Source organism: Cellvibrio sp. QJXJ (assembly GCF_024452345.1).
Taxonomy (GTDB): domain Bacteria; phylum Pseudomonadota; class Gammaproteobacteria; order Pseudomonadales; family Cellvibrionaceae; genus Cellvibrio.
Genome location: NZ_CP101662.1, coordinates 723,313 through 749,464 on the forward strand (window position 1 = coordinate 723,313; position 26,152 = coordinate 749,464).

A 26,152-nucleotide genomic window follows, 5' to 3' on the forward strand; every position below is an offset into this window, starting at 1 on the left:
GCTTGAAGCGCGCATATTAATTGTCAATAAAAAGCAATTGTCAATAAAAAACAATTGCCAATAAAAAACAATTGCCAATAAAAACGGGCAGAGATTTTAAAAATTTCTGCCCGTTTTTTTATTTGCTTGTCACATTTTTACGCGGCACAAGTCGAGTTAATTTATCTCGCCAACTTGCCTCCGGGTTTAATACTTCTATCAACAAGCACGGCAAGAAGCTCAGCGTCAGCAGCATGGAAGCGGTGAGGCCGCAGAGCACAACTATGCCGACACCGCGATACAACTCCGTGCCAGCACCGGGAATAAGTACCAGTGGCAATAGCCCAAAGATGGTGGTGGCGGTGGACATGAGGATGGGGCGCAGGCGGCTTGCGACGGCTTCGCGTACTGCCTCTGCGATAGGCAGTTGGCGCTCATCCAGATTGCGGCGGGTTTGCTCCACAATCAGGATGGGGTTGTTGACGACTGTCCCCAACAAAATCACAAAACCCAGCATGGTAATCATGTCGAACGCCTGATGGCTGCCGCCCAGGCCGATAGTTGCCAGCAGTGCGCTCAGGCCATTGGTTGCTACCAAGCCTACCAGGCCACCGGCGATTCCCAAGGGTACTGTCGTCATAATCAGGAGCGGGTATCCCCAGTGCGAAAATATTGCCACTAACAATAGGTAAATCAACACCAGGGCGACGGCGAAGTTATTCAGTAATGAGGCGCGGGTGGAGGCGAGATCGTCCGCGGCGCCGGTAATACTGAGCGCGACGCGGCTGGGTAATTCGCCAGCGCGTTTCATGGCCGGAATTAATTCGGTGCGCATTTTATCCACCGCCGTTTCCAGCGCGACATCATCGGCAGGAATGATATAAACCGATACGGTGCGCTGACCATTCACGCGGCGCAACTCTTCGCTATCGACTGTTTCGCGCAGCTCGGCGAGCGCGGAAAGCGGCATGACTTGCCCGTTGGGTGTGCTGATGGGGACTTGCGCCAGCTCGCTGAGCTGTTGGCGATTACCTGCGGTGCTGAACAAAAACATATCGATCTTGTCGTCGCCATCGATAAATTCACCCACAAACGCACCATCGCTATAAGCGGCAACAATAAAGCCGAATTCGTCGGGGCTAAAACCGAGTTCGGCCAAACGCTCCCAGCGCGGGCGGATTTCAATCAATGGTTGGTCAAGCGATAGCGACGAGGGCGATGAATCAATACGCGGTTCTTCAAATACGTCTTCCGCGCGGCGCATCACGTGGCGCGCTGTGTCGTAGAGTTCGCCCAGGTCAGGGCCGGTGATGTTTAACTCCACCGCGCGGGTGCCGCCCTGATTGCTGGAGATGATCGAACCACGGGCCGAAAAGGCGCGCATGCCGGGGTAGTTCTCAAAGCGGTTCACCAGTGCGGTCATCATGACATCGATATCGGCGGGATCGCGCGGTTCGCTCATCAGCCAGAGTTGCCCGGCACTGATCCGCAGAAAGTAGTATTTCAGCGGCGGAATACCACCGTTTTCAGCGGTGAAGTCCTCTGCAGTTGCCTGATTCAATTCGGTTTGAATTTCAGTGCCGATCTTGTGCATTTCCTCGATGTTATAGCCAGGCGGCGCAAACATACTGCTAAAGGCTTTTGGCTCTTCGCCCTCAGGCAGGTATTCGGCGGCGGGCATAAATACCAGTGCCAAACCAAGGCTACCGACCAGCGTCAGAGCCATCGTCAGGTAGCGACGCTTGAGGGTGCAGCAGAGCCAGTCAGTTATTTTCAGGATAGCTGCTTCGCGTTTGGAGCCTTCGCCTATGTCCATGCGCCCACCGATGGCGGCACTGGCGGCGGGCACCACAAACAGTGCAAACAGCATTGAGGCAAAAATAGAGGCGGAGATAGCCAGTGCGATATCGGAATAGAGTTGGCCCGCTTCGTCGGTAACAAATAGCACCGGCGCAAATACCAAAATGGTGGTAGCGCTGGATGCAATCACCGCGCTCCATACCTCGCGCACGCCGGTGACGGCGGCTTCGATACGATCCAGTCCGCGTCGCCGCGCCTGCTCAATGCTTTCCAGCACCACAATGCTGTTATCCACCGTCATACCAATCGCAAAGGCAATACCGGCGAGGGAGATCACGTTGATGGTGCGATCAAAGGCGGCCAGCCCAATGAAGGAGGCGATAGTACACACCGGAATCCCCATCAAGCAGATGAGCGTAGCGCGGCCCGAGCGCAGGAATAGATACATCACCAGAGTGGCGAGCAGGGCGCCGAGGCAAAGGTTGGAGAAAACATTGCTGATGGAGCTCTCAACGTAGCGCACATCGTCGCCAATCATCAAAATACGCAGGCCGTTGGGCTCCAGCAGGTCAACGCGCAATTTGTCGATCTCCGCGAGCATGGCGCGTTTGATATCGATAACGTTGGAACCCTGCTGGCGTTTGACGGCCAGGGTCAGTGCTTCCTCGCCGTTAACGATGGAGTAGCCGCGTTTCTCATAGTGATCTAGGCGGACTTCGGCGACGTCCCCCAAACGGATATGGCTGCCATCGCTGTGGGTGATAATCAGGTTTTGCAGGTCGTTAATATCATCGAAGCGGCTGGTAGTGCGCAGCAAGTAACGGCGTTTGCCTTCGTTGATGTCGCCGGCGGATACATCGCGGTTACGGGCGCGAATGGCGTTGCTCACATCCTCCAGGCTCAGGTTGCGCTGGGCGATCCGCGCTGGGTCGACTTGAATCTGGATCTGGCGCAGGGTGTTGCTCATCTCGACTTGCGATACTCCGGCAACCCGCTCCATGCGCGGGCGCAGGTTGTCATCGATAAAATCGCTGATCATGTCCATATCCAAATCGCGTGGGTTGCCCACTTGCGGCAGCACGGCGAAATACATGAACGCATTTTCGGAAAAAGATTCGCTGTACAGGCGCGGTTGATCGACGTTTTCGGGGTAGTTGGGCACCTGGCTCAGGGCATTGGAAACCCGGATAAGCGCTTCATTGGCCTCGACTCCGATGGGGAATTCCAGCTCGATCACGGCTGTGCCCATCTCGGCGAAGGATTCCATGCGGCTGAGGTTGGGCAGAGAACGCAGGTAGCGCTCCTGTTCCAGCAGGATTTCTTTTTCAATATCTTGCGGTGTCGCCCCCGGCCAGCCGGTTTCAACGGTGATGATGCGGGTATCCAGGTTGGGAATCATCTGCACCGGCATGCGCAGGGCTGCTGCCAGGCCGAGTACACACACAATCAGCACTATAACGCTCAGCAAGCGCCCTTGAAGAACCAGTTTTTCAATCATCGTTTTGGCCCTGCGCGCTGGATGTTGGGGCGGCGGTAATGGTCACTGATTGCTCATCACTTAACAGCTCGTTGCCGCGAATTACCACCTGCTCTCCGGCTTTTAACCCTTGTTCGACTAAATAACCGTCGCGCCCGCTGTTGCCCAGCGCAATCTGGCGGCGCTTGGCTTTACCGTTTTCCACCACAAAGACACTGAAGTTACCGTCGGCATTGCGCAGCACCGCATCGCGCGGCAATAACACAGCGGTCTTCGCTTGCTTGAACACTAAATGTGCACGGGCAGAGGCACCCGGTACCAGTGCGGGCGAAGCCTCCGTTGCCGCGAGGCGCAGCAGGAAGCTGCGCGATGCGTCACCCACCGGCACTAGCGTGTCGATCCGCGCTGGAATCTGCAGGCCGGGTTGGGAATCAGGGCGGATCTGCACGGTTTGAATATGCTCGATGCTGGGCAAGTGTTCCTGCGGCAGCTGGACATCCAGGCGCAATAAATCCATTGAGACGAGGGTAAAAACTTGATCGCCCGGGTTTAACCATTGCCCCAGATCAGTCCAGCGCACACTGATCACCCCATCAAATGGCGCTTTGAGCTGATGTTTGGCTAAATGTTCGGCGGCGATACGCGCGTCGGCGCGGGCTTCCTGCAAGCGTGCCATTGCCAGTTTGGCTGCGCTTTCACGGGCGCTCACTTCGCTCTGGGCAATATGACTTTGCTGTTTTAAGCGCAGTGCTTCATCGCGCAGGCGAGCGGCTTCAGTGGCGGCAGTTTCAGCGGCAGACAGCTGCGCCAGAGCGCGCTGGTGCTCCTGTTTGGCGATGCTGTCGTCCAACTCCAGCAGCAGATCACCCTGTTTAACGCGGCTGCCAAGGTCTACATGCAGGCGCTTGACTAGCGCATTAACGGAAACCGACAAGGTGGAATCGCGCAGGGCACGCAGCGTGCCACTCAGCTCCAACTCACTGCCCAGCGCCGTGGTTTCCAAGCGATGGGTAACAACTTGCAGCTCGTTGGGCTGAGCGTTAATCGAATGGGATGTGGCCAACAATGGTAGAAACAGACAGGTGGTTAAGAGCAGGCGCTGCATAAGTCCTCATCATTAGGGTGGGTGTCAGGGAGGCCATCTTAATGGGTTTAAGTTGGGAATCAATCTCATTTGATTAATGCTTTCACGTCTTAACACTTCTTCTTTGCTGGTTCTTATTGCGAATAAGTATCATTTGTGAAAGCATGTGTGACTTTTCAGAAATGTGAGGCGACAGAATGTTGTACCTCAGTGTTATACGACGAGACTTCTTATGACGACGTATTGGGTCACCATCAACCGTATCGCGGCGGCGCTTTTGGGCGGTTACGCATTTACCTGGGGTTTTACCGCACTCGGCATGGCCGGGTTGGTGGCGCTGGGTGTGGATTTTCACGAGGCCGAGACCGGGGTTTTACTACTCTCGTTTCTGGTGTTTTTGGGGTTATTCCTCTGGGCGTTTGCCGCCGCCAGTATGCTGCGGGTATGGGTCTTGTTGGGTAGTGGGGCAGTATTAATGACCTCGGCCGCTTGGGCGCTGCAACGCACCTTATTGGGCTGAGGTTTTCATGGTGGGAGATTTTAATGTTTAACAATTTTCGTCTATCAATGACATGGGTACACACCTGGTTTGGCCTGGTGCTGGGCTTTGTGCTCATGATTTGTTTTTTCTTTGGCGCGCTCTCAGTCTTTGATCGTGAGATTGACCGCTGGGCGATTCCTGACACCCGTTTCGAACCCCAGCCCATGCCGTCGTTTGATCATTTGCTTAAACCGGTGTTTGAAAAACTGCGTGCACATCCAGACGACATGGCCGCAACCGCAGCGCGGGTAGTGGGCGATTTGCCCCATCCAGACACTATGCCCATGGCATCGCTCTATGCCTACACCACACACCGCGACCCGGTATTGTCCATTGGTGCCGAGTTCAGTATCCCCAATAAACCCCTGAATCCAGCCGACGATCACCTGCACGTCCATGGTTGGGCGACCATCGATCCGCGCACCGGTGCGGCCATTCCCGACGATGCCTTAAAAATTGGCAGCCGCTGGTTTTACCCCATGCATTACAGCCTCAACTGGCATTGGAAAAATATTGGTTATTACATAGTCGGGCTGGCGGCTTTTGTGATGCTGGCGGCGCTGGTAACCGGGGTGATTATGCATCGCAAAATTTTCCGCGAGTTGTTTACCTTCCGCCCTAAAAAGCGTACCCAGCGCAGCGCTCTGGATTTGCACAATATGACCGGTGTGGTGGCCTTGCCTTTCCACTTCTTTTTTGCGTTTACCGGCTTGGTAATTTTTGCCAGCTTCTTTTACTTTCCTGTGTCGCACACCCTGCTCAAACCCTTGCATGACCAGCACGAGGTATTGGAGGCGGAGCGCACGGGGTTGCCGCATGAAGCAGCGGGCATTGCTGCGCCCATGGCATCGGTGGATGCCATGGTGGCCGAAGCGAAACGCCGCTGGGCGGCGCGCGATATGGCAGGCGAGGTGGGCTACCTGTTTGCCGATCATTTGGGCGACCAAAATGGCTACGTCAGTATCTATCGCGCGGGCAGCGACCGGGTTGCCTTGGTAGGTGAGGGCATTCACTTTAAAGCCAGTACCGGCGAAGTGTTGCGTGAGGACCCGCCACGCACTGTGGTGTCTGAAATCAATGAGTTTTTAACTGGTTTGCACTTGCAGCACTTTGAGCATTGGTTATTGCGCTGGCTTTATGTCATCGGTGGATTGCTGGGCTGCATTTGTATCGCAACAGGTTTTATTTTCTTCGTCGAGAAGCGTAAGCAGCAACACGCCAAAACTCAAAGCCAGGGCAGCCGTATCGTGGATGCTTTGGCGGTTACTACGGTGACAGGAATGTTGATTGCCAGTTTCGCCATGCTGGTTGCGAATCGCCTATTACCCGCCGACCTGGCTGGAAAAGGCGATTGGGAAATCAATGCCTTTTGGTTCGCCTGGTTACTGGCCTTTTTACATGCGGCATGGCGCAGTGCACCCGTTGCCCGCGCCGCCCGCAACCCCGCTTGGCGCGAGCAGTGTTGGATCGCTGCTTTGTTGGCGGTTGCAGCCGTTGTACTTAACTGGCTCACCACTGGCGATCATTTGGTCAAAACTGTGTTTACCCACACCTATTGGCCGGTTGCGGGAGTGGATCTCAGTTTGCTGGCTACCGCGGCGCTCTCGGTTTACGCCGCGCGCAAGTTGAAATTACGTGAGCAACCCGTCGCTAACATTGCTGCGCAAGAGGCTGATCTGGAACTTGTTGGGGATATGAAACATGTTTGAACCCTGGATTGTATTGATATTGGCAGGCATCAGTTGCCTTGTTGGTTTTGCCTGGCTGGCGTTGGCGATGAACGCCCACTGGCAACAAGTGATGGGAACAAGCGCACCCAGCACCCAGGTGCGAATCAAGCTCAGGTTGTTGGGGGGGCTCGGCCTTTTGTTGTCGGCCATGCTGTGTTTTATCGCCGACCGTCCATCTATGGCGGTACTGGTTTGGATTATGTTCTTGGCGGCAGCGGCGCCGTCGGTTGGTATGTTGTTGAGCTGGCGCCCACAGTTGTTGCGGATGGTGTGGCCGAGCCGTTAAACACTTTTGCCTGTGCACAACATCCAGATTGAAGATGAGCCATATGATTGGCTTAAACCAAAAGGCCCATTACGGGCCTTTTGGTTTTGTGAGGGTGGTGTTTTGTGTGGCTGATGTTTAAGTGAGCGATGTTTTTACTGATTAAGTGTTGAGCGGTTTAAGCCGCAAAGAATCACAACTTCCACTTCACGGTGAGTGACACATTTCTCGGCTCGCCGTAGTTTGCGTAATCAATATTTGCCCAATAGATTTCGTCGAAGACGTTAGTTGCGCTCAGTGAGGCCGTCCAGCTTTCGTTGAAATTCCACGTGGCATAGAGGTTGGTAAGTAAGTAGGAATCCTGGGTGAATGTTGCATCCGTGCGAGTCGGATGAGTTACACCGTAGCCGATGGTTTCGCTTTGCCAGTTAACGCCGCCGCCCAAAACCAGCGGTGCCAATGCGCCCGAGAAATGGTAGTGGCTGGACAATTGCACTGAGTGTTCAGGCAGATTGGTCCAGATGCGATCATTGGTGTGGCGCTTGGTATCTACGTAGGTATAGCCAGCGTTAATCACCCACTGTGCGCTGAGGTTCCCGCTCAGGCTCAGTTCAATGCCTTCGCTTTCGGTGCCATCAACCCCCACATAGGCTGAGCTGCCATCCGGCAGTGAATTTTCCGGCTGGGTCATATCGCGCACGGCGTAGTTGTCCTGTTTGGTTTTGAACACTGCGGTAGATGCGAGCAGCTTGCCATCAAAAAACTCACCTTTCACACCCAGTTCGGCGTTGCTGCCAAGCACCGGCTCAAGCAAATTGTTGTCCTTATCCTTGTAGTTTTGCGGATTAAAAATATCGGTGTAGCTGGCGTAGAGCGAAAATTGTTTGCTCAGGTCATATATCAACCCTGCATAAGATGTCAGTTCATTGTCGACCTCAAATGTGCCGGTCTTATTCACATAAGCACCGGTGGTATTGTAGTTGTCTGTTCCTGTCTCCCAGGAGGTGACACGGGCGCCGATTACGGCAGAGAGTGAATTCGTAAGGCTAAAACGGTTGGCGGTATAAACACCCATTTGTTCCGTTGTGGCGATACGAAATGCGCCTGTGCGGGAATAGGTGGGTTGGGGTGCCTTGCCATCGTAGTTCCAGGCATTGGGTACCAGATAACTCCAGGAGGCAACTGACGTATAACCGGGTGTATTGGATTCCATCTCATAACTATTGGTGCCAACGATCAAGGTGTGCTCGCGCCCCAGCCATTGGTAATCACCGGTGAGGTAAAGATCGATGCTGTCACGGGTGTCGTCACCGGCGCCAACACCGGCTAACAGTCGCACGCCTTCTCCGGTTTCACGGTCAGGGAAACCTTGTGCATAAACCCGCAAGCTGAATACGTCGCCTTCAGTGCGGTTTACTGCAAAGCGCAGCTTCCAGTCCTCATTGAAATTGTGCTCTACATCGGCAAACAAGGTGCTGGATTCACGCTGCCAGGTTGTCCACTCGGGGGCAAAACTGGTCGATACGGGCAGCTTGGCTTTGGAGCCGTCAGCCGCGAACAGTGGGATGGTTCCCCAGATGGTGCCTTCGGGGTTGTTGTCCTGATTTTGATAACCCACCGCAACCGTGGTTTTTTCACCAATATCGCCCTCTACAACACCCAATACCGCAGTTTTGTCTTCGCGATAGCGGTCGCGAAAACTGTCGGAATCCTGATAGGCGACAACAACCCGGCTGCGCAATTTTCCGTCGCTGGTCAGTGGCGTTGAGACATCCACAACGCCGCGCTGGCGATCCCATGAGCTCACACTGGCAGATACTGATGCATCCAGCGTTTTACCCGGACGTTTGCGCACCAGATTGACGGTGGCCGAGGGCGTGCCAACCCCTGAGAGCAGGCCATTGGCACCGCGAATTACTTCCACTCGCTCATAAAGTGCCGTGTCGTATTCCTGGTTGGTAGAACCGCTGTAGGTGGGGATGCCATCGACCTGAAAGTCAGTGATTTGGAAACCGCGCGCAAAGTACAGTGGGCGCTGGGTGTCGTAGAGTGTGACGTTGACACCGGTGACATTCATCATCAGGTCATTCATGTCGGTCATGGAGGTCAGCTCAATCATTTCTTGTGATATTTCACTGATTGATTGCGGTAGTTCGCGCAGGGCAAAGGGTAGGCGAGTAGCGGTTTTTCGTTCCTGGTTGCGGCCGTCAACTTGAACCTCCTCGACATCCGGGCTGGCGGCTGCCAGTTGCATCGGCAAGTCGGTAGCCTGAGCTTCAGCCCCAAGTGCTCCGGCGGGCAAACCCAAGGTTAATGCGAGAGTGGTCATTGCTAGATGGCGGTTGGATGGATGCTTGGCGACAGTATTTACTCGTAATGAAAACGGAAAGTGAATCTTATTCATGGGGGTTTTAGAGCCTGAGAGAGAAGTTGATATTTTCGTTAAACATAATGATAATAATTAGCATTCGCATTTTAGGTTGCGAAATTTTCCCCCGTCAAGGAAAAACGTGCCAACAAACTTCTCTCCCCCCGCTATAAGGATCTCCATTAATGTTTACGAAACGCATACTGGCGCAGGCAGTAGCTACGCTGTTCGGCTTGGGTTTTAGCTTCACGGGTTTTGCGGCTGATGCAGACGTGCAAGCCGAACCGTTGCTTAAAGGCAGTAAAAAATCTGGCACTGGTAACGCATCAATTGAAGAGGTGATGGTGACCGGCAGTTACACCACGCGCTCTATGAACGGTGCAACCGGGCTTGAGATGAGCCTGCGCGAGACCCCGCAAACTGTCACCATCATGACCAGCCAGATGATTGAAGACAAAGCGTTGGTGGACATGGAGCAGGTGCTTGACCATGTTCCCGGTGTTAGCAAAGTGGGCGATGCCTCTGAGTACAGCATGGTATTCGTGCGCGGTTTCCAGTTGGATACCGGCGTGCAGGTGGATGGCATGATCACCACCCCCGCCAATTCAACTTATTCCGGCGACCTGAGCCAGAGTATTGATCCGGTGATTGCTGAACGTATTGAGGTATTAAAAGGTGCGGCCGGTATTTTGGGTGGGCAGGGTGAGCCGTCAGCGACGGTGAATATGATCCGCAAGCGCCCGACGAGCGACTTCAAATCCTCTGTTTCTGTATCGGGCGGAAGTTGGGATAACTATCGCACCGAGGGCGATATATCGGGCGCTTTAAACGAGTCCGGCAGTGTGCGTGGCCGTATTGTAGGCGCTTATCTCGATGGCGATTCCTATATTGACCGTTACACGCGCGATAAATCGGTGATTTACGGCGTTATCGAAGCCGATCTTTCAGAGCAAACCACCGTCGCGCTATTGGCCGATAACACAGAAGTCAACGCCAGTGGTGTTTATAACTGGAGCTCCAATCCGGCGTTTTATACTGACGGCACGCTGATCGACCACGAGGTTTCTTACTCCACTGGCCAGCCATGGGCGCACCGCAACATCAAACAAAGCAGCGTGATGCCAGAGCTAAGGCACGATTTTGGCAACGGCTGGACAGTCAAAAGTAACTATCGCTACGCGACTGCATCGCAAGACGTAAGCAACGCAAACTTCGGTTCCTTTGTCGATAAGGTTACTGGCGCCTTTGTTGATCCCTGGTCGCCCCGGCCGACATCACTGCAATCGGATCGCGAATCCGATACCCAGAGTTTTAATCTGATGGTCAACGGTGATTTTGTCCTTTTTGAACGCGATCACGATGTGGTTTTAGGGCACAGCTACAGCAGTAATGAATTCACTATGTATATGTCGACGACTTACGTCGAGTCGCTCAATTTTTATGTTGAAAGTACGCCACCAGCACCTGATTACTCACAATCACACCGTCGTTACGGCAACCTTGAAGAGGGCACTCAATCGGGCACCTTTGGGACTGTGCGCTTTAACCTTGCCGACCCTTTGAAGGTAATGGTGGGTGGTCGTGTAAGCGACTGGAGTTATAAAAACACCGATCTGATTGGCAGTGCTGCGACCAAGCGTAGTTCTGAAAATAATGTTGTCACGCCCTATGCCGGACTAGTGTATGACTTGAGTGATGTTATGTCGGTTTACACTAGCTACACCGGTATTTTCTTACCGGTCAGTCAATACGGTGCGGATGGAAACATATTGGAACCTACCGAGGGTACTAATACTGAAGCTGGTATCAAGCTGGCGTTTTTCGACAATGATTTAAATATTTCTGCGGCGGTGTATCGCGCCAATAAAGACAGTGTTTCTGAATATGCCAACTTGGGGAGACTGCCCAATGGCAGTTATATCTACGAAAGTATCGATGGTATTAAAACCGACGGTTATGAGATTGAGATTGCCGGCGCCTTGAGTGAACAATGGAAGATCAGCGGTGGCTATACCCATAACGAAGCAGAAGATAAAGAGGGCAACCCACGTCAGACGTACATCCCAAATGAAATGTTCAAGATTACCCACAGCTATACCTTTGCGGATACTTGGGATGGCCTAACCTTGGGCGCCAGTGCGCGGTGGCAGAGCGATTCCTATTACAACTCCAGCATCGCTGCCAGCGTCAGTACAACGGGTGAACCTATTGATGTCAGACAGGAACAGCCGTCCTATTGGTTGGTCGATGTTATGGCGCGTTATGCATTGAATGAATCGCTATCGGTCTCACTCAATATCGATAACCTGTTCGACGAATTCTACAACCGCTCCATGTGGGGTTATGCTGATTTTGGTGAGCCGCGCAGCGCAACATTGGGCATGAAATATAGGTTTTAAGCCGTTGGTTTTTGTGAGCGCACTTATCAGCCGATAAGTGCCTTATAAAGATTAAACACCGATATCCCGCTAATCAGTAATCCCACCAAAATCAGTAAAGTCCTGGTCGAGAACTTTTTGCACGCATAGGCGGCGAAGGGGGCGGCGAATAATCCGCCTACAATCAACCCCGCGACCACATGCCAGATGGTTTCATCAACGAGAATAAACAGTGATGCGGCGCTGGTGAGCGTCAGAAAAAATTCAGCGAAGTTAACCGAGCCAATTGTGGTGCGTGGGTCATGGCCGGTACCGACCAATGTAGTAGTCACTACCGGCCCCCAACCGCCACCGCCTGAGGTATCCACAAAACCGCCCAATAACGCGAGTTTGGCAACATGCTTGGGTTCACCTTTGCGCGTGGCAATATGTTTGCGAAACGCTTTGCTCAGCACGTACATACCCATCAACAATAAATACACGGTGATAAAGGGTTTCAAGGTGTCGCCGTCAATTTGAGTAACGAGCAGTGCACCGAGCAGGCCGCCGACAATGCCGGGAATCAATAAACGTAAAAATAATTTCTTATCAACATTGCCGAATTTGGCGTGGCTTATACCTGATATGCCGGTGGTAAAAACTTCTGCCATATGCACCGATGCGCTCGCCAATGCCGGTGATGCGCCGGTCGCGAGCAGAAAGCTGGTTGAGGTGAGGCCATAAGCCATACCCAATGCGCCATCGACTATTTGTGCCAACAAGCCCACCAGTAAAGCATTCCAAAACATGGAGTCATTGAGTGTGGTTTTGATGGTAGTAACGCCTTCATCCCAGCTGCTGCCAAATACCTGTGCTGCGCCCAAAGCGACAAGGCCAATAAGTGTCAGTATCGCAAACCATACTGCGGTGCGGATAATTGGGTGGAGGGGAATTTGTTCTACAGGAGGAATGCCGAGTGCTTCATGTTCCTGGTTGATGGCGTTATCGGATAGGTCGAGGTCACGAATTTTCATTCAAGCGTATTTCCATTCCAGTGTTGGGTGAGCGCATCCTATTGAGATGCCACCGGTTTGAGAAATATCGACTTGTTATCAGCTTATAACATCTGGTCCAGGGAATAAGGTTATTGCCCCTTGCCAGGAAAACTCAGGGGAGCAGGGTAACCCGGTTTCTCCCTCCCTCTTTGGAGCGGTAAAGGCCTTGGTCTGCTTTTTCGATCCAGTGACGATGATCGTGCAAGTCCTGATTCAGCTCTGCTACGCCCATGCTAACGGTAAACTGAATCACGTGTCCCTCTGCGTAAATGGTAGATTCCTCGATGGTTTTTCGCAGGCGTTCGGCAAATACGCAGGCACCATCGCCATTGGTGTTGGTCAGGATAATGCCAAATTCTTCGCCGCCGTATCTACCGGGAATATCCAGATCGCGGGTGTGTTCCCGGATGGTTCTACTGACGGCGCGAATAGCTTCATCGCCTACCGTGTGGCCGTAGGTATCGTTAATTTTTTTGAAGTGATCGATATCCAGCATAATCAGGCTGGAAGGTTGTTCATACCGGTCAAAACGTTTGAACTCTTGAATTAATCTCAACTCCCAGTAACCGCGATTAAATAAACCGGTCAGGTGATCAGTGCGGCTGAGGTTTTGCAGTTGTTTGTTAGCTTGTTGTTGTGCGAGTTTATTGACGGCGGTGTCGGTGACATCATAAATAATCAGGCAGATGTGACGCGCGACTCCATTGGTATCCAGTAGCGGGATAATGCTGCTATTTTGGTACATAAATTCAGCGGTACCGGTAATAGGGCGATAATGCGGAAAGCGAAATAAATAAGGTCGCTGCTCCCAAGTAGTAAACGCAGTATTTTGAAGTACAAAAACGGATTGCGCTTTATGTTTGAACCAGGCTTCCGGGAGTTCAGGAAATGCTTCAAATAAGCTCTTACCCAATACTTTCTCTGGGGCTTTACCGCTGTGGTTTTGCATAAAACTATTCCACACATCGATGGTATAGTTTTCGTCCATTACAACGAGCCCGACATCAATATTTTGCAAAATGTCCATTTGCCAATGAACATCGTCGAACAGCTTGTTTGAATCTTTATTTTTCGCCATCGGTGTCATTCAACCTAATCAAGTAGGTAGTCGAGTTTTTCGGTTAAGCCCGAGATTGAGTGCTCGGCAACCACTAACAATAAGTCGCAATTAATTTTGTGATCTTCAATGGCGTAATTTATCTCTACCACCAATGCCTGTTTCCATTTCATATTATTATTTTGTAACAAGTCGGTAATGTTGCAGTGTTGCCCCAGTAGCATGGGCGGGCCAAAACTGAAATGGGTATCCAACTGTTCGGCAAGTCCGCGCAGGCAGGCTCCGTTAAGCACATTAGCGGTATCCATCAGTAATTCGTATTGCGCTTGTTCATCCGGTACTTTGTCGTATTTCAGCAATCGCGCCAGGTCGTTGAAGTCGGTACCGTGAAAGATCAACATGGCTTCACCTGCGATTCCACCGCCAATAAATCCCTGGCATACACCATGAACTACATCGTTGTGATTTTCGCGGTTGAGTGATTGAAGCGCCATGGCGATATCGGTTGGGTTTAATACGCTGACGTGAGGAATGGACAGCACCACAAATACATCCAGCAGGCGAGCCAAATGGGAGCCGGCTTGGCCCATGGCGACGTTGGTAATCTCTTGCAAACAGTCGCGCTGGTCTTCAGTAAGCAGGTATTCAGGCATAGTTTCGATCTTGTTATACGCATCTGGAGGATTAATTCAAGCTTAGCAGCAATCTGTAGCTTTGTTGCAAAAGATCCCGGCAGTGAAAAGCAAAGGTTTTCGGCTTCTTGCCAAGCCTGAATCGGGCTGATTTTTTATACTCTAAGTGTCTATCGGCTATGGTTTTTTAGGCTCTTTGTTTGTGGTGGAAAGTGTACTACCATGCCCTGAAGGTAGGTTGGCTGGCGTTGACGATGGTATTGTCGATCATGCGCTTTCTTGAACAATAGTTAATAGAGGCAATTATGAGTCGATGCAAGGTTATCTTGACGAACATCTGTGCATTTAATCCGCTTGGCTTTCTCAAGCCGGTTTCTGTTCTGGCACTGGGGCTGGGGTTCCTAACTGGTTGCAGTCCAAGCCCAACAGAAAATAGTTCATCCTCTTCTTCTACTGCGTCTATCGCATGGCAGCAGCCAACCGATAAAGTTGCCGCAGACTACCTTGCAAATTGCCAAGCTGATCACAGTCAAATCCTGGAGCAAATGAAGGCGTTTTCTATTGAATCAAAACGCTATGAAGCAAAAGAATTGCTCTCGGCAATTAACAATATAGACCTGCTATTAGATAAACAAATGAGTTTGGCGAGCCTCTACGCCAATGTGCACCCCAACGAAGCCGTGCGTGTTAGCGCTGAAGAATGTGAGCAAAAATTTGTAGAACTGATTAGCGAAATTAGTTTGTCGCGCCCACTTTACAATCATTTGGTGGCGGTAGATAACCAAGGGTTGGATGCGCTGGATAAACGTTTTCTCGAACATTTATTGCGCGACTTTAAACGCGCCGGTGTTGATAAAGATGAAGCAACCCGTAACCGCATTAAAAAATTGAATGAAGAAATCAATTTAATTGGTCAGAGTTTTGATAAAAACATTCGCGATGGCGCGCGCCAGCTGGTATTGGATTCTGTCGATGACTTAAAAGGTTTGCCGCAGGATTATATCGACGCTCACAAGCCGAATGATGAAGGCAAAATTGTTCTCACAACGGCTTATCCTGATTATGTTCCCTTCATGCAATACGCTGAAAGCGACGAGCTGCGCAAACAGTTCTACATTATTTTCCGCCAGCAAGCCTACCCTGAAAACAAAGCGGTCTTACAAAACCTGATTGAAAAACGCCATGAACTGGCAAAAGTTCTCGGCTATGAAAATTTCTCGGCGTTTGTCACAGAAGATAAAATGATTGGTTCGCCCGCTAACGCGCAAACTTTTATCGATAAAGTGTCTGGCGTTGCAACTCCGCGTGCAGAGCAGGAATATCAACAACTATTAGCGCGCCTGCAAAAAATAGATCCTACGGCGACCCGTGTTGCTGACTGGCAAAAAATGTACGTAGAAGATCTGGTAAAAAAAGAACAGTACCAAGTTAACGCACAAGAAGTGCGTCAGTATTTTCATTACGACAAGGTTAAACAGGGTATTTTTGACCTTGTACAGGCAATGTTTGGGGTGACCATCCGCCCGTGGCAAACGGATGTGTGGCATGAATCGGTAAACGCGTTTGAAATAGTGGAGGGTGATAAAGTTATCGGGCGTTTTTATCTGGATATGCACCCACGTACAGGCAAATATAAACATGCCGCCGCCTTTTCTGTTGTAAACGGTATTGAAGGTGTTCAATTACCTGTTGCTGCCTTAGTGTGTAATTTCCCCGGTGGGGATGGCAGTTCAGGCCTAATGGAACATGCTGACGTAGAAACTTTTCTGCACGAGTTTGGTCATTTGTTACACGGCATTTTTGCGGGTACCAACCAGCGTTGGATGTATTTTTCCGGCATTAAAACTGAGTGGGATTTTGTGGAAGCACCTTCGCAAATGTTGGAAGAGTGGGTGTGGGATGCTGAAACACTTGCTAGCTTTGCACAAAACGACAAAGGTGAAGTTATTCCGCCAGCACTGGTAGAAAAAATGATCGCTGCAAGGGATTTTGGCCGCGCCATGTGGACCAAGCATCAACTGTTTTATGCAGCCCTGTCATTGGGCCTCTACAACAATGATCCAGCGGCGCTGGATTTGAATGAGGCGATGAAAACAATCCAATCAACTTATTCTCCATTTGGTTATGTAGAAGATACCTACTTTTACGCCAGCTTCGGTCATCTCAATGGCTATTCCTCAATTTATTACACCTACATGTGGTCGCTGGTGATCGCCGCTGACATGCACAGCGAATTTGTGAAGAAAGGCTTGCGCAACCCTGAACTGGCAAACCATTTCCGTAAAACAGTACTCGAACCCGGTGGAAGCAAAGATGCAGCTGAATTGGTGCAGGATTTCCTGGGGCGCCCTTATAGTTTTGATGCGTTTGCGAAAGATTTAGCGACTGAGTAAAGAGAAGCCCGCACTGCAACCCCAGTGCGGGCTTTGTGGTTCATGCCTTACTTGACATTGGTTTTCTTATGAAATCTGCATTAAAAGTTTATCTTGTGATCGCCTTGAGTCTTTCTTTATTGTCATGCGGTGATCGGAAAACGTTGGTTGATATTGGTACGGAACAACAAATACTTCACATAGGGAATGGCACTGAGCCCGCCGAAATTGACCCCCATACAACGACAGGTATGCCTGAATACCATTTGCAAATGGCCTTATTTGAAGGTTTGGTTTCTAAACATCCTGAAACATTGGAAATTGTGCCTGCGGTTGCCGAACGATGGAGCATTTCTGAAGATGGTTTGGTGTATACCTTTCATATTCGCCCAACTGCAAAATGGTCAAATGGTGAGGCATTAGTTGCTGAGGATTTTGTTTTGTCCTGGCAGCGCGCGCTTTCAGTGGCTTTGGGTAATCAGTATGCCAGTATGCTTTACAGCATTAAAAATGCTGAAGCCTACCATTCAGGAAAGATTACAAATTTTTCTGAGGTTGGGGTGACGGCAATTGATGAACATACATTGCAGGTCATTTTGGAAAACCCAACACCCTACTTTTTACAAATATTGGACCACCATAGTGCTTATCCTGTCCATGTGCCTACGCTGCTCAAATATGGTCGCATGGATGAAGCCGCTACACGCTGGACGCGCCCCGAAAATTTTGTAGGTAATGGTCCTTTTATTATCGAAGAATGGACTCCGGGAAAAGTGTTTTCCGTTGTACGTAACAATAATTATTGGGATTCTTCTACCGTTAAGCTAAATAAAATTAATTTCTATCCTATCGATCAAGCATTGGTTGAGGAGCGAATGTTCAAAGCAGGGCAGTTGCATAAAACTGAAACTATGCCCAGTACTAAAATTGAGCGCTATCGCGAGAAAAATTCTGCTCAATACAAAGGGAATTTATATTTCGGTACTTATTATTATGCGTTTAACGTGACACAAAAGCCTCTAAATGACGTGCGTGTGCGCAAGGCACTTGCTTACACAGTTGATCGCGAGGCTATAACTAAAAATGTTACTCGCGGCGGGCAGTTGCCTACGTATGCACTCACACCGCCTGATACATTGGGCTATACACCTAATGCTAAAATGACCTATGACATTGAATTGGCGCGCAAGCTACTGGCTGAGGCAGGCTATCCCGATGGAAAAGGTTTCCCTAAATTAGAATTGGTTTATAACACCAGTCAGGATCACCAGAAAATTGCAGTTGCCATTCAACAAATGTGGAAGAAAGCGTTGAATATTGATGTCTCGTTGCAAAATCAGGAGTGGAAGGTTTTTTTGAGCAATCAACAATTGCTCAATTTTCAAATTGGCCGACGAGGTTGGATCGGTGATTACATAGACCCGTACACCTTTCTTGAGCTGTTTATGACTGGCGGTGGGAATAACAATACTGGATGGGGTAATGCACGCTACGATGAGCTCATGCGCCTTTCAACATCCGCTAAATCTCGCGATGAGCGTTATGCCTATTTCCAAGAAGCCGAACAAATTCTTGTGGATGAAGCGCCAATTCTTCCCATCTACAACTACACCACTAATTATTTACTCTCGGAAGATGTAAAAGGTTATTTCCCCAATACTATGGATTATCACCCCTACAAATATATGTATTTGGAAGCCAGCAATAAGGGGGGCGAATAATGTTGCGATTTATTATTCAGCGCAGCCTACAAGCCATTCCCGTTTTGTTGCTGGTGGCAACAGTCACTTTTTTTATGATCAGAATGGCTCCCGGAGGCCCTTTTGATGCAGAGCGCGCAGTACCTCCAGAAGTACTTAAACATTTAAACGAGCGCTATCACCTTGATGATCCCTTATGGAAGCAGTATTTAGATTACATGGGTAATTTACTGCAGGGGGATTTTGGCCCTTCTTTTAAATATCCAACCCATACCGTAAATGACTTAATTGCAGCGGGTTTTCCCGCCACGGCGGAGCTATCGCTTTATGCAATTTTGTTTGCACTAGTGGTGGGGCTTGCAGCCGGTATTTTTGCATCCTTAAAAAGCAATACGCTGCAAGATTACATTCCCATGTCTGCTGCAATGATTGGTATTTGTATGCCGACTTTTGTACTTGGGCCAATACTTTTATTGGTATTTGGAATCTGGTTGGGATGGTTGCCAGTAGCCGGTTGGGGGCAAATTGCGGGGGATAAAATTCTTCCCTCCATCACGTTGGGTTTTGCTTATGCAGCTTATATAGCGCGTATCAGTCGTGGTGGCATGCTGGATGTGTTGTCGCAGGATTATATTCGCACCGCAAAAGCCAAGGGTTTATCGACGGCGCGTATCGTATTTGTACATGCGCTGCGCGGGGGCATTACACCGGTTATTTCATTTCTCGGGCCAGCCATTGCTGGTTTACTCGCTGGGTCATTTGTGGTTGAGTCTATTTTTCAAATTCCGGGGCTTGGGCGTTTTTATGTCATGGCGGCATTTAATCGCGATTACACGTTAATTCTCGGCCTAACCATTTTCTTCGCTTTTCTTATTGTGCTGTTTAATTTGCTGGCCGATATTGCGTTGGTCTGGTTAAACCCAAAAGTGCGTCAGGATCTTGGGGGTAAACAATAATGTCGGTTAATAGCTTGCCAGTTGAATTACTGGAGTCAGAAAAGGGGCGCTCCCTCACCCAGGATGCAATCGCCCGGCTCAAAAAAAATAAAATGGCAATGATTGGTCTGTTTGTCATTTTGTTTATGGTGGTTATCGCACTACTTACGCCGTGGATCGCGCCTTACAGTTATGAAGAGCAAAATTTGGATCTCGGTGCTTCTGCTCCATCCGCGGCGCATTGGTTGGGTACGGATACACTCGGACGCGATCAACTCACGCGCATTATGTACGGCAGCCGCATTTCATTGATGGTGGGCTTTATTGCAACGGCAGTCGCACTTACGATTGGTGTGCTCTGGGGCGCAATCGCCGGTTTTATTGGTGGCCGTGTTGATGCCGTGATGATGCGTATTGTCGATGCACTTTATGCCTTGCCGTTTACCATTTTTATTATTTTACTTACCGTTATTTTTGGTAGCAGTATGTTGCTATTGTTTTTGGCGATTGGTGCTGTTGAGTGGTTGACCATGGCGCGTATTGTGCGCGGGCAAGTGCTTAGCATTAAACGACAAGAATTTGTTGAGGCGGCAATCTCCATGGGTTTATCGCCATGGCGGATTATCACTCGCCACTTAATTCCCAATGTGCTCGGGCCAGTCATCGTATACACCACGCTGACTATTCCCAGTGTGATTTTGTTGGAATCATTTCTTAGCTTTTTAGGTCTCGGTATTCAGCCACCAGCCAGTTCCTGGGGGTCATTAATTTCTGGCGGTGTGGAGACTATGGAGGAATATCCATGGTTACTTATCTTTCCCGGTTTAGTGCTAACTATCACGCTATTTTCTCTCAACTTCCTCGGTGATGGTTTGCGTGATGCGCTTGACCCACGAGCCTCCAAGGATTAAGTCATGAGCCAAGAAACATTATTAGCGGTTGAAAATTTGCGCGTGGTATTTAATACCCGCAATGGGCAAACAGTAGCGGTTGAAAATCTACATTTCTCACTCAAGGCCGGTGAGGTGCTTGGTATAGTGGGCGAGTCGGGTTCAGGTAAATCTGTAGCCTGTTATAGCTTGCTAGGGCTCATTCCTATGCCACCGGGAAAAATTGAATCTGGTCGTGCGTTATTTCATGGACAAGATCTGTTGCAAATGAGCGAAGCCGAGTTGCGTCAAGTTCGCGGCAATAAAATCGCCATGATTTTTCAAGATCCAATGACCTGTCTTAATCCAAACATGCGCATTGCGGATCAACTAACCGAAGTGTTATTGCAACATAAAGGGGTAAGTAAACAGCAGGCGCTTGAAAAGGCGATTGCTACGCTGCATGAAGTAGGTATTCAAGATGCAGCCAAACGCATACACGAATATCCGCACCAATTTTCCGGCGGTATGCGCCAACGCGTCATGATTGCGATGGCGTTATTGGCTGAGCCGGAGTTGTTAATTGCCGATGAACCAACTACGGCGCTGGATGTTACGGTACAAGCGCAAATTCTCACCCTCATAAAACAACTGCAACAAACACGCAAGTTGGCAGTTATTTTTATCACCCATGATTTGGGCGTGGCTGCGCAAATGGCTGATCATGTCTTGGTGATGGAAAAGGGTAAGCTGGTAGAGCAGGGTACTGCAGTGGGAATCTTTAAAAATCCTACACAGGAATATACGCGCAAATTATTGAGTGCAGTGCTGACTACCGCCAAACCGGTTCCAAGTGCTGTGCAACCGAATGAAGCGCCACTGCTGGAAATTAAAAAATTACAGGTTGGATTTCCTCACAGAGTTGGTGCTATTTTCAGAAGAGTAACTCGCTTTGCGCGCGGTGTGGATGATGTGAGTATCACTATTCGCCGTGGAGAAATTTTGGGTTTGGTGGGTGAATCCGGCTCAGGGAAATCAACCTTGGGGCGCAGTATTATTCGCTTGGTGGATGCGCAATCCGGGGAGGTTGTGTTTAACGGTAAAAATCTTCTTGCTGCAACTGAAGCGGATTTCAGTAGTGTCCGCCCCCAAATTCAAATGATCTTTCAAGACCCCTATGCATCGCTTAATCCGCGTATGACGGTATTTGATACTTTGGCTGAACCACTGTTAGTGCATAAGCTGGCCACTCAGGCCACCGTGCTTGAAAAAGTAAAAGAACTAATGGATGACGTTGGGCTGGATCGTCGGTTTATTCGCAAATATCCCCATGAGTTTTCCGGCGGTCAGCGTCAGCGTATCGCTATTGCTCGTGCTATTGCATTAAAACCGCGCTTGATTATTGCCGATGAGCCAGTCTCGGCACTCGATGTGACTATTCGTGCACAAATTCTCGCCCTGTTATTGGAGCTAACTCAAAAACACAATTTAACCATGTTGTTTATTTCGCACGACATGTCGGTGGTGCGTTATTTGTGTGACAGGGTGGTTGTAATGCAGAAAGGTAAGTTGATAGAGGAAGGTGAAACAGAGCAATTGTTTTCATCGCCACAGCAAGAATACACTCGTCACTTACTAGCAGCGATTCCAACGTTATAGACCTGAAAGGATTTTTTATGAATCAGCCAGACGATAAACCCCAAGTTCCAGCTCCACAAACGAATAATCCACAGAATGTGAATACACCAAAAACTGCATCACGCTCTGTTAATTGGCCGCTCGGTTTGGCTATTGTTGTGATTGGTGGCTTGTTGTTGGCGCGCAACCTGGGCTATGAATTATTCTTTTTGGATTTTCACAACTGGTGGGCATTTTTTATTTTGCTTGCTGCCATTGGGCCGCTACAGCAGGCATTTAGTTTTTATCGCAAAGAGGGGCTGGGCGTTGCTGTAGCCAACTCACTAGTGTCAGCGGGAACAATTGTGTTTGTCGCGCTGATGTTTTTGCTGGATCTTTCATTTTGGACTTGGTGGCCGCTGTTTGTAATTGTTGGTGGGCTTTACATGATGACAAGTCGCAGCCGTTAAACTTTCAACCAGAGTGGTTGTGAGACCTTTTGCTTAAAAGGCTTGGTTATTTAAAGCCACAATAAATTAGTTTTTTAAATCTCCCAGCTTTTTAATTCCATACCATTGCTGTCGGCCCTGATGCACCAGGCAAAATCATGCCAATCGCCCAGTACAATGCGCTCTGCAGGACGGTTGTTAGCCAACAGCTTATGGCGTGCAGGGCGGTGAGTGTGGCCGTGAATCATAACTTGTACTTTTGCCTCTTCCATCTGTTTAACTACTTCGGCCGGTGTTACATCCATTATATCTGCCGCTTTCAGGCTATTCATACTTTGACTTTTATCACGCAGTTGCGCTGCTAATGCACGGCGTGCGGCAAGTGGCTGCGCAAGCACTTGTTGTTGCCATTGTGGGCTGCGAACCATTGCTCGAAATGCTTGGTAATCTTTATCGTCGGTGCAGAGCGCATCGCCATGAACCAGTAGCGTTGCTGTGCCATATAAATCAATAACGGTGCCTTCGGGGATAATTATCATGCCCGATTTTTTGGCGTAGCTATCGCCTAATAAAAAATCCCGGTTGCCATGCATAAAATAAATCGTGACGCCATTCCGGGTAAGTGCAAGTAATTGATCCGCTACTTGTTGCGGAAGCTCAGCGTCATCATCGTCGCCAATCCAGGCGTCAAAAAAATCACCAAGGATATAAAGTGATTCGGCGTTAATTGCTTGTGTATGCAAAAAATGAAAAAACGCCCGCGTGATCTGCGGGCGTGATTCGTGGAGATGTAAATCTGAAATAAACAGTGTGTACATATTATTCAGCGATAGTGGCGCTTTGAATAATAACGGCTTCTTTAGGTACGTCTTGATGGAAACCTTTGCTGCCAGTTTTTACACCTTTGATTTTGTTTACCACGTCCATGCCATTAACAACTTTACCAAACACACAGTAGCCCCAACCGGATGCATTTTTGCCTGAGTGATTGAGGAAGCTGTTGTCTTTTACGTTAATAAAGAATTGCGCGGTGGCGCTGTGCGGATCATTGGTGCGCGCCATAGCCAAAGTGCCGGTCAGGTTTTGCAGGCCATTGTCAGCTTCGTTCTGAATCATTTCACGGGTTTCTTTTTGTTGAAAATCTTCCGTAAAACCGCCACCTTGGATCATAAAGCCATCAATGACACGATGAAAAATAGTGCCGTTATAAAAGCCTTCTTCTACATATTGTTTAAAGTTGGCTGCGGTCTTGGGCGCTTTATCAAAATCCAGTTCAATAACGATATCGCCGTAGTTAGTGTGTAATGTGATCATGGTGAATCTCCCTTGAGATTTAGAGGGTGGTGCTGGAAAAAGCCGGTATGATACGCGCTCCCCCAAGGGGAAGGAATGCGTAAGTTATTAAATTTAAGATCAGAGAGAGTTATGCAACGCGGCAAATTTCTTACTATAGAAGGCACTGAAGGTGTCGGGAAGAGTACCAACCTGGCCTTTGTGCGCGATTGGTTGGAGGCCAAGGGTATTGAGGTAATTGTTACCCGCGAACCCGGCGGTACGCCTTTGGCAGAACAGATTCGCCACCTATTGCTTAGCAAACGTGATGAGCCAGTGGATGAGACGGCAGAACTCTTGCTGGTATTTGCCGCCCGTGCCCAGCATTTGGCACAGGTGATTAAGCCGGCGCTTGCGCGCGGTGCATGGGTATTGAGTGATCGTTTTACCGATGCGACCTACGCTTATCAGGGCGGTGGGCGCGGTTTGAGTAAATCAACCATCGAGCAGCTTGAGCAGCTGGTGCAGGGAGATTTACGGCCTGATTTAACCTTAATTCTGGATATAGACGTCCAGCTTGGGCTGGATCGCGCTCGTCAGCGCGGTGAGTTGGATCGATTTGAGAGCGAAACTATCGTCTTTTTTGAGCGGGTTCGCACCGCTTATCGCCAGCGCGCTTTGGCGGCACCAGAGCGCTACGCCTTGGTGGATGCGGGACAAACCCTGAGTGAAGTTCAAACTGATATAGATAAAGTGCTATCGGCGCTGCTGAATTAACTTCTTGCCCCGGTGTGTTAACAAGAAACTAAAACGCAGCTGGAGCTTCCACTCGTAATGGATTGCCAGTGATAGGGTGGTCAAACCATAGCTCCTGGGCGTGAAGTAACAGGCGTGGAGATTTGGCGAGTACATCGGCGGGTGCATAAAGTCCATCGCCCAGCATTGGATGTTCAAGGCTCAGCATGTGTACGCGCAACTGATGGGTTCGTCCACTAACTGGTTCAAGCAGGACGCGAGTGGTATTGGTGTCGCTATGGCGCCCTAGTACTTTGTAACGGGTATGGGCTGATTTGCCACTTTCAAAACACACTTTTTGCAACGGGCGATTGGGCCAATCGCAAATCAGCGGCAGCGTTATCTCGCCCTCATCCTCCGCCACCAGTCCCTCGACTACTGCCACATAACGCTTGTGAATATCGCGTGCCTCAAACTTATGGGTAAGGTTTTTCAACGTGAGGTAATTAAGGGGGAACATCACAATACCGGATGTACCTTGGTCCAACCTATGCACCACGCGGGCGTTAGGGTTGAATTTCAGTGCGCGATTGTAAAGGCAGTCTTGCTTATCAGGGCCTTTACCGGGTACGCAGAGCAGCCCTGCCGGCTTGTTCGCAATGAGCAAATCCTCGTCAAGGTAGAGAATGTCGAGCTGGGAATCGGTCATTGGCTGGCCTGAGGCTGAATTAAGCGGGCGCGGATTATCGCAAATTTGCTAAGCTTGCCCAATCTTTTATTCGTTTGGCTATTTTCGAGTAGTTTCATGAGTGACTTTCCGATTCATCCTTACCCTTGGCAATTACCTGAGTGGCAGCAGTTGGTGCAGCAACATACCGCCCAAAAGCTGCCTCATGCCATGATGTTTGCCGGGCCGCGCGGCATTGGTAAGCGTCATTTGGCCGATGCCTTTGCGCAGCTTTTGTTGTGCGATGCGCCCATTGAAGGCACTGCCTGTGGCAAATGCCGCGGCTGTGAATTGAATAAAGCCCATACCCATCCGGATCTGGTTTGGTTGGAGCCAGAAGAAGCGGGGAAGGCAATCAAGGTTGACCAGGTGCGTGAGTTAACCGAATCGCTTAGTAAAACTGCCCAGCAGGGCGGTTATAAAGTGGTCATTATCGAACCTGCTGAGGCGATGAATGGCAATGCGGCTAACGCGCTATTGAAATCTTTGGAAGAGCCGGCAGCAAATACCTTGCTGGTATTAATTGCGCACAGCCCCAGCGCAGTGCTGCCCACCATCCGCAGTCGCTGCCAATTGCGTAAATTTCCCATGCCGCGCAGCGAGCAGGTAATTCGTTGGTTATCACCGTTGTTGGTCGGCAGCAATGCCACACCAGAAAGCCTTTTGGCGGCGGCGCGTGGGTCGCCTTTAACTGCGCTGGCGTTGCTGCAGGGGGATGCACTGGAGCAGCGTGAACAGACACTACAATTATTTACCCGCTTAAGTTTAGGGCAGGTGTCGGCGATAGAGGTGGCTGCCCAATGGCACGGCGGTGATGTACAAGGGCTGGTGGAATGGTTGCTCAGTTTGCTGCATAGCATAGCTCGCTGGAAAGCTGGAGCTGATGATGCGCAAATGCAGCAAACACCAGTAGAGCTGCGCGAACGATTAAACCATCTGAATTTACCGCTGTTGCATCGCTATGTTGAAAAATTGATGCTCTCCAAAAGGCAACTTCTCAGCGGTGCAAACCCCAATAAGCAATTGTTATTGGAGGAATTATTGCTCGATTGGGGTGCCTTATTGCGCGCCAGCACGAATCGCGCAATGGCGTCTGGACACTAGTCAGCTAATCTATTAGTGTTCGATCTC

21 protein-coding genes are annotated in these 26,152 nt (G+C 49.8%); 12 read left to right on the top strand and 9 right to left on the bottom strand.

All coding sequences use genetic code 11. The annotated features are described in order from the left end of the window. Positions 1-118: 118 nt before the first annotated feature. Together NNX04_RS03030 and NNX04_RS03035 are read right to left on the bottom strand one after the other, a co-directional pair. Positions 119-3,277: an efflux RND transporter permease subunit gene (locus NNX04_RS03030; protein ID WP_261947467.1), complete on the bottom strand. Its 3,159-nt coding sequence runs from the start codon at positions 3,275-3,277 to the stop codon at positions 119-121. Further along, on the bottom strand, positions 3,270-4,361 hold the full coding sequence (locus tag NNX04_RS03035; protein ID WP_261947468.1) for an efflux RND transporter periplasmic adaptor subunit: 1,092 nt from the start codon (positions 4,359-4,361) through the stop codon (positions 3,270-3,272). The genes NNX04_RS03030 and NNX04_RS03035 overlap by 8 nt, the downstream gene beginning before the upstream one ends. 211 nt (positions 4,362-4,572) lie before the next feature. Here NNX04_RS03035 and NNX04_RS03040 point away from each other — a divergent pair, with 211 nt between their 5' ends. Genes NNX04_RS03040 through NNX04_RS03050 form a run of 3 tightly spaced genes read left to right on the top strand, consistent with a single transcriptional unit; the run spans position 4,573 to position 6,897 of the window. After that, a complete protein-coding gene (locus NNX04_RS03040) occupies positions 4,573-4,860 on the top strand; it encodes a hypothetical protein (protein WP_007641482.1) in 288 nt (95 codons plus the stop codon). Positions 4,861-4,883: 23 nt separating this feature from the next. After that, on the top strand, positions 4,884-6,590 hold the full coding sequence (locus NNX04_RS03045) for a PepSY-associated TM helix domain-containing protein (RefSeq protein ID WP_261947469.1): 1,707 nt from the start codon (positions 4,884-4,886) through the stop codon (positions 6,588-6,590). Beyond that, the gene (locus NNX04_RS03050) at positions 6,583-6,897 is read left to right on the top strand and encodes a DUF3325 domain-containing protein (RefSeq protein ID WP_261947470.1); all 315 of its coding nucleotides are present in this window, start codon (positions 6,583-6,585) and stop codon (positions 6,895-6,897) included. The genes NNX04_RS03045 and NNX04_RS03050 overlap by 8 nt, the downstream gene beginning before the upstream one ends. 172 nt (positions 6,898-7,069) lie before the next feature. Here the strand turns inward: NNX04_RS03050 and NNX04_RS03055 are convergent, their stop codons facing one another. After that, entirely contained in the window at positions 7,070-9,280 is a 2,211-nt protein-coding gene (locus NNX04_RS03055; protein WP_261947471.1) for a TonB-dependent siderophore receptor, read from the bottom strand. Between the two features lie 149 nt (positions 9,281-9,429). On the opposite strand from NNX04_RS03055, the gene NNX04_RS03060 reads away from it, so the two are divergent. Beyond that, positions 9,430-11,643 carry a TonB-dependent siderophore receptor gene (locus NNX04_RS03060; protein ID WP_261947472.1) on the top strand — a complete coding sequence of 738 codons (2,214 nt, stop codon included), beginning with the start codon at positions 9,430-9,432 and terminating at the stop codon, positions 11,641-11,643. 26 nt (positions 11,644-11,669) lie between these two features. Here NNX04_RS03060 and NNX04_RS03065 read toward each other — a convergent pair whose 3' ends face one another. The 3 genes from NNX04_RS03065 to NNX04_RS03075 form a co-directional block, all read right to left on the bottom strand. After that, the gene (locus NNX04_RS03065; RefSeq protein ID WP_007641472.1) at positions 11,670-12,635 is read right to left on the bottom strand and encodes a sulfite exporter TauE/SafE family protein; all 966 of its coding nucleotides are present in this window, start codon (positions 12,633-12,635) and stop codon (positions 11,670-11,672) included. 133 nt (positions 12,636-12,768) lie between these two features. Then, the gene (locus NNX04_RS03070; protein WP_007641470.1) at positions 12,769-13,743 is read right to left on the bottom strand and encodes a GGDEF domain-containing protein; all 975 of its coding nucleotides are present in this window, start codon (positions 13,741-13,743) and stop codon (positions 12,769-12,771) included. 5 nt (positions 13,744-13,748) lie between these two features. After that, a complete protein-coding gene (locus tag NNX04_RS03075; RefSeq protein WP_007641469.1) occupies positions 13,749-14,366 on the bottom strand; it encodes a hypothetical protein in 618 nt (205 codons plus the stop codon). A gap of 305 nt (positions 14,367-14,671) precedes the next feature. On the opposite strand from NNX04_RS03075, the gene NNX04_RS03080 reads away from it, so the two are divergent. The 6 genes from NNX04_RS03080 to NNX04_RS03105 all read left to right on the top strand — a co-directional run bounded on the left by NNX04_RS03080 (position 14,672) and on the right by NNX04_RS03105 (position 22,308). Continuing rightward, on the top strand, positions 14,672-16,738 hold the full coding sequence (locus tag NNX04_RS03080; RefSeq protein WP_261947473.1) for a M3 family metallopeptidase: 2,067 nt from the start codon (positions 14,672-14,674) through the stop codon (positions 16,736-16,738). A gap of 68 nt (positions 16,739-16,806) precedes the next feature. Next, positions 16,807-18,438: a peptide ABC transporter substrate-binding protein gene (locus NNX04_RS03085; RefSeq protein ID WP_261947474.1), complete on the top strand. Its 1,632-nt coding sequence runs from the start codon at positions 16,807-16,809 to the stop codon at positions 18,436-18,438. Next, positions 18,438-19,373, top strand: coding sequence for an ABC transporter permease (locus tag NNX04_RS03090; RefSeq protein ID WP_007641461.1), 936 nt, complete (start codon positions 18,438-18,440; stop codon positions 19,371-19,373). Before NNX04_RS03085 ends, NNX04_RS03090 begins: the two co-directional genes overlap by 1 nt. Next, the gene (locus NNX04_RS03095) at positions 19,373-20,263 is read left to right on the top strand and encodes an ABC transporter permease (RefSeq protein ID WP_261947475.1); all 891 of its coding nucleotides are present in this window, start codon (positions 19,373-19,375) and stop codon (positions 20,261-20,263) included. The genes NNX04_RS03090 and NNX04_RS03095 overlap by 1 nt, the downstream gene beginning before the upstream one ends. Positions 20,264-20,266: 3 nt before the next feature. Next, positions 20,267-21,880 (top strand): ABC transporter ATP-binding protein, encoded by a 1,614-nt coding sequence (locus tag NNX04_RS03100; protein ID WP_261947476.1) that lies wholly within the window; start codon positions 20,267-20,269, stop codon positions 21,878-21,880. Positions 21,881-21,897: 17 nt separating this feature from the next. Further along, positions 21,898-22,308, top strand: coding sequence for a LiaF transmembrane domain-containing protein (locus tag NNX04_RS03105; protein ID WP_261947477.1), 411 nt, complete (start codon positions 21,898-21,900; stop codon positions 22,306-22,308). Between the two features lie 74 nt (positions 22,309-22,382). Here NNX04_RS03105 and lpxH read toward each other — a convergent pair whose 3' ends face one another. Together lpxH and NNX04_RS03115 are read right to left on the bottom strand one after the other, a co-directional pair. Then, on the bottom strand, positions 22,383-23,105 hold the full coding sequence (gene lpxH, locus NNX04_RS03110; protein ID WP_261947478.1) for a UDP-2,3-diacylglucosamine diphosphatase: 723 nt from the start codon (positions 23,103-23,105) through the stop codon (positions 22,383-22,385). A gap of 1 nt (position 23,106) precedes the next feature. Continuing rightward, a complete protein-coding gene (locus NNX04_RS03115) occupies positions 23,107-23,601 on the bottom strand; it encodes a peptidylprolyl isomerase (protein ID WP_007641451.1) in 495 nt (164 codons plus the stop codon). Between the two features lie 111 nt (positions 23,602-23,712). On the opposite strand from NNX04_RS03115, the gene tmk reads away from it, so the two are divergent. Further along, entirely contained in the window at positions 23,713-24,336 is a 624-nt protein-coding gene (gene tmk / locus NNX04_RS03120; RefSeq protein ID WP_261947479.1) for a dTMP kinase, read from the top strand. A gap of 28 nt (positions 24,337-24,364) precedes the next feature. Here tmk and NNX04_RS03125 read toward each other — a convergent pair whose 3' ends face one another. Then, positions 24,365-25,003: a pseudouridine synthase gene (locus NNX04_RS03125; protein WP_261947480.1), complete on the bottom strand. Its 639-nt coding sequence runs from the start codon at positions 25,001-25,003 to the stop codon at positions 24,365-24,367. Between the two features lie 96 nt (positions 25,004-25,099). On the opposite strand from NNX04_RS03125, the gene NNX04_RS03130 reads away from it, so the two are divergent. Further along, complete coding sequence (locus NNX04_RS03130; RefSeq protein WP_261947481.1) at positions 25,100-26,125, top strand: DNA polymerase III subunit delta'; 1,026 nt, start codon at positions 25,100-25,102, stop codon at positions 26,123-26,125. The last annotated feature ends 27 nt before the right edge of the window (positions 26,126-26,152 follow it).

Bases quoted from the DNA above. Each gene is read 5' to 3' on its own strand.
- NNX04_RS03100 (WP_261947476.1), top strand. From the start codon at position 20,267: ATGAGCCAAGAAACATTATTAGCGGTTGAAAATTTGCGCGTGGTATTT.
- NNX04_RS03115 (WP_007641451.1), bottom strand. From the start codon at position 23,601: ATGATCACATTACACACTAACTACGGCGATATCGTTATTGAACTGGAT.
- NNX04_RS03130 (WP_261947481.1), top strand. From the start codon at position 25,100: ATGAGTGACTTTCCGATTCATCCTTACCCTTGGCAATTACCTGAGTGG.
- lpxH (WP_261947478.1), bottom strand. From the start codon at position 23,105: ATGTACACACTGTTTATTTCAGATTTACATCTCCACGAATCACGCCCG.
- NNX04_RS03040 (WP_007641482.1), top strand. From the start codon at position 4,573: ATGACGACGTATTGGGTCACCATCAACCGTATCGCGGCGGCGCTTTTG.
- NNX04_RS03060 (WP_261947472.1), top strand. From the start codon at position 9,430: ATGTTTACGAAACGCATACTGGCGCAGGCAGTAGCTACGCTGTTCGGC.
- NNX04_RS03090 (WP_007641461.1), top strand. From the start codon at position 18,438: ATGTTGCGATTTATTATTCAGCGCAGCCTACAAGCCATTCCCGTTTTG.
- NNX04_RS03075 (WP_007641469.1), bottom strand. From the start codon at position 14,366: ATGCCTGAATACCTGCTTACTGAAGACCAGCGCGACTGTTTGCAAGAG.
- NNX04_RS03095 (WP_261947475.1), top strand. From the start codon at position 19,373: ATGTCGGTTAATAGCTTGCCAGTTGAATTACTGGAGTCAGAAAAGGGG.
- NNX04_RS03055 (WP_261947471.1), bottom strand. From the start codon at position 9,280: ATGAATAAGATTCACTTTCCGTTTTCATTACGAGTAAATACTGTCGCC.
- tmk (WP_261947479.1), top strand. From the start codon at position 23,713: ATGCAACGCGGCAAATTTCTTACTATAGAAGGCACTGAAGGTGTCGGG.
- NNX04_RS03035 (WP_261947468.1), bottom strand. From the start codon at position 4,361: ATGCAGCGCCTGCTCTTAACCACCTGTCTGTTTCTACCATTGTTGGCC.
- NNX04_RS03105 (WP_261947477.1), top strand. From the start codon at position 21,898: ATGAATCAGCCAGACGATAAACCCCAAGTTCCAGCTCCACAAACGAAT.
- NNX04_RS03050 (WP_261947470.1), top strand. From the start codon at position 6,583: ATGTTTGAACCCTGGATTGTATTGATATTGGCAGGCATCAGTTGCCTT.
- NNX04_RS03070 (WP_007641470.1), bottom strand. From the start codon at position 13,743: ATGACACCGATGGCGAAAAATAAAGATTCAAACAAGCTGTTCGACGAT.
- NNX04_RS03085 (WP_261947474.1), top strand. From the start codon at position 16,807: ATGAAATCTGCATTAAAAGTTTATCTTGTGATCGCCTTGAGTCTTTCT.
- NNX04_RS03125 (WP_261947480.1), bottom strand. From the start codon at position 25,003: ATGACCGATTCCCAGCTCGACATTCTCTACCTTGACGAGGATTTGCTC.
- NNX04_RS03045 (WP_261947469.1), top strand. From the start codon at position 4,884: ATGTTTAACAATTTTCGTCTATCAATGACATGGGTACACACCTGGTTT.
- NNX04_RS03065 (WP_007641472.1), bottom strand. From the start codon at position 12,635: ATGAAAATTCGTGACCTCGACCTATCCGATAACGCCATCAACCAGGAA.
- NNX04_RS03030 (WP_261947467.1), bottom strand. From the start codon at position 3,277: ATGATTGAAAAACTGGTTCTTCAAGGGCGCTTGCTGAGCGTTATAGTG.